Genomic DNA, 5,832 nt, shown 5'->3' on the forward strand with positions numbered 1-5,832 from the left:
TCGACGTTTTAAGGTTGAGGCAAAAAGCCAGCCTCCTAGACCGAAGATTCCCATCAATGTTGTTGGTTCAGGAACAAGTGTATAGGTGACAGTTCCACTTCCGAAAACAGGCTGGCGCGGCTCGTCTTCTGGAGTATAGAAGGTAGGATCGAAACCGTCAGTGAAATCACTATTAAAAATGCGGAAAAAATCTCCAGGGAAGTCACCAACGGCGGTAAAAGGATGATAAATATTATCGTAATCTAGCCCCAGTAATTCTCCGTTCAGGAAATTGACCTTTGGGAATTCTGGGAAACGCTCGTCGTCCTCTTCATTAATTCGAGGGTCAGTAAATAGGGTAATTGACAAACCATCTTCAACTCCTAAACTCTCAGCTCCAACGTTGGTCAATCTTGAATCGTCAACGGTGAACTGACCGTTGAAATAATCAGGATTGGCGGGAATATCGATTTCAGGAGAGCCAGTCAGGAAAAAGCCCGTATCCAGATTCACTGTGAAATTATATGTGATAGTCGCTGCTTCAACGGAGTTGATTCCCACTACTCCCAGGCTTAAGCTACCGCCAACGACCGCTGCTGCTACTTTAGTTAAAGTCTTGATTGTCATTGTTATTGTCCTAGTAGAATAAAAAATACACAAAAAATTTCACCTCTTTTCCAGCTAAGAGGGAGCCACCCGATGCCTGGATCTGTAGATTTTTAACTACCGCGATCGCATCACATGGGTATAATGGTTTTGGTCATAGAAAAATCTTTCCTTTTGACATAAAATTGCTCGAAAATCTGCTATTGCACTACGCATTAAGGTGTTTGACATTTATAAAAGCTGAAACGCTGTTTTAGTAAACTTTTGCCTCTTGCCTCTTGCCTCTTGCCTTGCGCGTAGCGCTATATTGTTTCCGACGCTGTAAACTTGAGGATAAAAGCCACCCTCCCAGACCCAACATTCCTATCAATGTTGTTGGTTCAGGAACCTTATAAACTTTGGCAAATTTTCCTTTTGTTTCTAAGTCAGTTAGTTGATCAATATAGGTTTCACCAACCCTCCCCGTGTCAATCAATTCCTGGGTGGTTCGAGTCGGAAACGCCACATCTTCATGGCTACTAAAACCGATAGTAAAACCAAACTCATCCAACCAATCATCTAGATGGACGTGAGGCGTACTACTTTGGGGTGGTTTTGACCAGAAGGTTAAACCATCGCTTCTGGAGCCATCTCCAATGTTGATTCCATCTGGATCAAAGTAAGTTCCCGATTGGAGTATTTGCTTTGTTTGAGTATCAAAATTGAAGTTAACCCCTGCATCCAAATGATTATCGGTATAGCTTCTCAAAAAATTGCCTTCAGGATCAAAAAATGAGACGCTCAAAGAATCTAAGTCATCAGTCCTGACGATTCCATCGGTGTAACTTTGGGTTTCCTCATAGCTAAATAAACCCGTAACGCCAAAGCCAGCAATTTGACCTGTCCAATCAAATCCAAAGGTAATTGCCTCAGCTACGGTAGGGATAACGATACTTAATGCTGTACTTACAGTGATAAGGGCTGTCTTGAAATAGCGAGACATAAGTTTAAACTTTTTATAATCAAATGATATGGTTTCGGCAGAAGGAGTTAGTAGTCAATATTTAAATTTAGTATTTGCTAGACTCAAACTTACGAAGGATTTATGAGTAAAGATTTTTAAATCCTTATTTTGAACTTATTATTATTTGAAAAAAAATTGCATTTTGAAACCGAAAATGCTCCTATAAAACCCAATTTTAAAAGCCCCAAAATTGAATTTAATTTAGGAACCTGAAGCAACTAAATAGATTGGGTATAGCATTATTGGGTGAGGGTAAGCATTGAGCTAATGTACTACAGATGGTGCTTTTGAATAAAATGGGTAAGCATTCGTTTAACCTGAGTTACGTCGTCACAGCGTCGAAGGCTGTGCCACAAAGCACCTCAAGTAGCGTGGCCTTGGCTTTTGGCTTTTGGCCAACGCCTGAATGCTTACTACCAAATAGCGGACGAGAAAAAAATGTAGGCATTGTGTTGAACTGCTCTAAATCTCGAATGCCTCCTTATTAATAGTTTTTATCAATTAACGCCGATTTTAATCTATCAAGATTTTTAATAAAACTCAACCCTCAACTATGAAGATAATATAAAAATTTTATAAATATAAGATGAAGATAGCTTTAAATTTTAAAATTATATACTTCAGAGGGTTACTACTGGATTCTAAATATGATATAATATAAGGCTATTAATTTAAAAAAAGGGTAAAATTACCAGTAATCATCTGTTGCTAGAAACGATTTAATCAGGTTTTCAGCCTGATTGTTGAGGGCGACTTGCTCTGGGTTGAGCTCACTTTCTTTAGGGTAGAATCCCGAGCAGCTAACAGCCATAACCTAACCCCTGTCTACTTTTCAGCCTTATTGTCACCTGATCAGCTGATCTCCCTAGGCTTGCTGGCCTCAATCGTTACTCAAACCCTTAAGTAACCAAACCTCAGGGTAGAAAAATTTTGCTATTTGTTGACCGCTCTTGACTATAAGGTTTCTCAATTATTAATAACTTATTTCAATTAGTGAATAGTTAGGGAATAGACATGACAACGTCTCTTATAAATCCTAATCAAGATTTCGCTCTATGGGCTGTGTTGCTGTCAGCAGCAACGATTGGATTCTGGGCAGAACGTACTCCTTGGGGAGCTAAACTATCTGGGGCGGTTGTCACCATTTTAGTAACCTTCATCCTATCCAATCTTAGGATTATTCCACCGGATGCTCCCGCCTATGGTGTGGTTTGGTCTTATTTAGTTCCTTTAGCGATTCCTTTACTACTATTCCAAGCTGATTTGTTTCGGATTGTGCGAGAGGCTGGACCTACTTTAATTGCCTATGGAATTGGTGCAGTGGGAACAATCTTAGGAACAGTAGTGGCTTACTATCTGATTCCTTTAGGAGAGGAAGGTTGGAAGTTAGCAGCAATTTTTTGTGCTACTTATATTGGTGGTTCTGTTAATTTTGCGGCAACCGCTGAAAGCACTGGGTTACGAGCAGGAGATTTACTCAGTGCTGGGATAGCAGCAGATAATTTAGTGATGACCTTGTACTTTTTAGTGCTGTTTACTTTACCTTCAATGAAGTGGCTACGGGTAATTTTCCCTACCCAGCGCTCCCATGAGAATTCTAATTCTAGCCAGTTTAGTATCTTTGATTCCCAGTCTCGACAACAACTCTCTGTTATGCAAATCAGTTTGGCATTAGCGATTAGTATGATTGCTTGTGCTGTAGGTTATGGTCTCGCTAGCTGGTTGGGCTTCAACAAAGGGGGAATTCTGGTAGTAACAGTTTTAATTGTAATGCTAGCGACAGTATTCCCAAGCTATTTAAGTAGGATAACGGCTGCAGAAAAAATTGGCTATCTGCTGATCCAGATATTTTTTGCTGTAATTGGAGCCAGCGCTAATGTCGAAATAGTGCTACGAGTGGGATCAGTTCTGTTTATTTTTGCTGGATTAATTCTCGCCATCCATTTGTTAGTGCTACTGGGAGTTGGACGATTGCTGGGTTTGGATTTAGCTGAATTAGTGATTGCGTCCAATGCTAATATGGGTGGGCCAACTACAGCAGCGGCTATGGCTACAGCACGGCAGTGGGATAAACTTGTTACTCCAGCTATTCTTTGCGGTACTCTCGGTTATGCTGTTGCTACGTTTATTGGTGTAGGATTAGGTAATTTTCTGAGGTCTTTGGGTTGATATTGCATTTCTATTTGAGTTGTGAACAGAATCCCTGTCTTGATGCAGTCGCTCATGGGGGAAACCCCCTTTGGCGGCGCTGCATCGCTTAGGGAAAGGCAAAAGGCAAGAGGCAAGAGGCAAGAGTTAATCAACTATATAGGGATTTTTGGTAATGAAAAAAAACTGTAATCCTTGTCAGCCATGCAAAGCGCGAGTGGGGGGAACTCCCTGATTGCCTTTACCGTAGCGCTATATCACAAAACCCAAGGCAATTTAGCAGAAGAATTCCATGGTTTTTGCCAAGGCTCACCACCAACTTCTAATCCACATAACTTACTTTCAGCTATCAAAATCGGTTCAACGTTATCCCCACGTCGTTGTTTAAGTTCCAACCTCAGGTGACCTTGCATAGTATCTCGGCAAATGAAATCTAACCCCTTTTCCGTGGGAGCTAGTAGAGGTGTACCAGGATAGTCAGTTGTGCCAGTTAAATCTACTTCATACTCACCATTGCGCCCTTGCATCTGCCAATTTCCCCAAGGCTGGATCTGCCAGCTTACTTCTGAATTCCAGGGCACGAATTCATAAAATTTACCTTCGTAGTGAATGCCAATCAATGCAGCTGCTTCTGCCAACCCCATTACTTCCCGTCTACCACCACCAGCAGTCAGAGCCAGGTCTGGTTGATCGGTAAAACTGTTGCAATTGAGCCAAAACCACTTCTTAGGAAAAGCACGACCCCAATTTTTTTCCCCATAGGCCGGGACATTGGTAAAATCATAGAGCTTACCATTCCAATCAATCCAGCCAGTGGCTAAACCGTGGGCCATCAAAATTTGCCATCCTGGTTCAAATATCTGTAAAAACGAAAGCCAGCCAGCGGTTGATTGCTGGGCTTTTCCGAGATCTCCCCAGCCATAAATCGGTTTAATTTCATAGCGCCAATCACAATAGCGTCCGTTGGCTGGGTCCCGAATCAACCCTTGATTCAAGGTAGCTGTAGCCTGATATCCTTCCTTGATTTGATACTCAAATTTATCGGGGTCAAGGTATTGAGGAGTAATTTGTAATTTCGTTTTACCCCAATGTCCTAGACCTAAGGATTCCGATGACCCCCAAAACTGTTCCGGATGGGGAAAGGTACGACACAGATACTGATCATCAGGGCCTAGAATTTGGGCTGAACCCCCACTATAGGGTTGACCACCGATGGGGTCTTCAATGGAATACATAAACGCAAAGGTCTGACCACAACTGGGTAACGTCACCCGATAGTACCAACCTTCAAAAAAGCGTCCGCTCTTACCGTCCCAGTGATATCCGCTGTGGGGTGTTTGTATTGGATGTGCCATAGACTAGGCTTTTGGTCGCTTGGGGGATTGTGCCATTCAATATTATAAATTCAAGGATCACCTTCGATGGTGGGCAGTGCCGAGTAACCCTATAGCAAACTTGGTGAATCGGTCTAATCCACTGCCCACCCTACATCAACTCCCTGTCTGATGCACTGCCCAGCCTACATTAATTATGGTGGGCAGATGGTGGACAGTGCCGAGTAACCCTATAACCAGCTTGGTGAATCGGTCTAATCCACTGCCCACCCTACATCAACTGCCCACCCTACATCAACTACGCGAACAACCCGATAACCTTCGCCAAAAGGCCACGCTACGCGAACAACCTTCAACCTTCAACCCGATAACCTTCAACCTTTAAAATCCCTAATGCCCGATAACAAGGTATTCACACCCGAAATCACTGCTGATGGCTCATTCACTTTCTTTTGTTCAGAAATTGGTGAATCCTATCACAGCCGACAAGGTGCCATAGAAGAAGCTCAGCTCAAGTTTGTCAAACCTTGCCAACTAGCCCAAAAAGCCCAACAGCCAGTGCTACGGTTGTTGGATATCTGTTATGGTCTAGGTTACAACACAGCTGCTGCCCTAACGGAAATTTGGACACATAATCCCCACTGCCATGTCCAACTAGTTGCCCTAGAGTTAGACTCTACGGTACCACAAGCTGCGATCGCTCAGGGTTGGCTGAATCTCTTTCCCAATCCTATCCCCCAACTATTAGAAGCTCTGGCAACT

6 protein-coding genes and 1 pseudogene are annotated in these 5,832 nt (G+C 42.7%); 4 read left to right on the plus strand and 3 right to left on the minus strand.

Annotated features, from left to right (window positions below; translation table 11 throughout):
- A partial coding sequence (locus F6K52_RS30910; protein WP_293087944.1) for a PEP-CTERM sorting domain-containing protein occupies window positions 1–606 on the minus strand: 606 nt, incomplete at its 3' end.
- Between the two features lie 232 nt (window positions 607–838).
- On the minus strand, window positions 839–1,567 hold the full coding sequence (locus F6K52_RS30915) for a PEP-CTERM sorting domain-containing protein (RefSeq protein WP_293087946.1): 729 nt from the start codon (window positions 1,565–1,567) through the stop codon (window positions 839–841).
- 1,035 nt (window positions 1,568–2,602) lie between these two features.
- On the opposite strand from F6K52_RS30915, the gene F6K52_RS30920 reads away from it, so the two are divergent.
- On the plus strand, window positions 2,603–3,757 hold the full coding sequence (locus F6K52_RS30920; RefSeq protein ID WP_293087948.1) for a DUF819 family protein: 1,155 nt from the start codon (window positions 2,603–2,605) through the stop codon (window positions 3,755–3,757).
- A gap of 42 nt (window positions 3,758–3,799) precedes the next feature.
- On the plus strand, window positions 3,800–3,928 hold the full coding sequence (locus F6K52_RS30925; protein WP_293087950.1) for a hypothetical protein: 129 nt from the start codon (window positions 3,800–3,802) through the stop codon (window positions 3,926–3,928).
- 65 nt (window positions 3,929–3,993) lie between these two features.
- Here F6K52_RS30925 and F6K52_RS30930 read toward each other — a convergent pair whose 3' ends face one another.
- Window positions 3,994–5,091 carry a tocopherol cyclase family protein gene (locus tag F6K52_RS30930; RefSeq protein WP_293087952.1) on the minus strand — a complete coding sequence of 366 codons (1,098 nt, stop codon included), beginning with the start codon at window positions 5,089–5,091 and terminating at the stop codon, window positions 3,994–3,996.
- Between the two features lie 175 nt (window positions 5,092–5,266).
- On the opposite strand from F6K52_RS30930, the gene F6K52_RS30935 reads away from it, so the two are divergent.
- Together F6K52_RS30935 and F6K52_RS30940 are read left to right on the plus strand one after the other, a co-directional pair.
- Window positions 5,267–5,455 carry a hypothetical protein gene (locus F6K52_RS30935; RefSeq protein WP_293087955.1) on the plus strand — a complete coding sequence of 63 codons (189 nt, stop codon included), beginning with the start codon at window positions 5,267–5,269 and terminating at the stop codon, window positions 5,453–5,455.
- An 8-nt stretch (window positions 5,456–5,463) separates the two neighbouring features.
- A pseudogene (locus tag F6K52_RS30940) lies at window positions 5,464–5,832 on the plus strand (hypothetical protein); the annotation flags it as partial.

Source organism: Moorena sp. SIO3H5 (assembly GCF_010692395.1).
In the GTDB taxonomy this organism is placed as follows: Bacteria; Cyanobacteriota; Cyanobacteriia; order Cyanobacteriales; family Coleofasciculaceae; genus Moorena.

Bases quoted from the DNA above. Each gene is read 5' to 3' on its own strand.
- F6K52_RS30930 (WP_293087952.1), bottom strand. From the start codon at position 5,091: ATGGCACATCCAATACAAACACCCCACAGCGGATATCACTGGGACGGT.
- F6K52_RS30915 (WP_293087946.1), bottom strand. From the start codon at position 1,567: ATGTCTCGCTATTTCAAGACAGCCCTTATCACTGTAAGTACAGCATTA.
- F6K52_RS30935 (WP_293087955.1), top strand. From the start codon at position 5,267: ATGGTGGGCAGATGGTGGACAGTGCCGAGTAACCCTATAACCAGCTTG.
- F6K52_RS30925 (WP_293087950.1), top strand. From the start codon at position 3,800: ATGCAGTCGCTCATGGGGGAAACCCCCTTTGGCGGCGCTGCATCGCTT.
- F6K52_RS30920 (WP_293087948.1), top strand. From the start codon at position 2,603: ATGACAACGTCTCTTATAAATCCTAATCAAGATTTCGCTCTATGGGCT.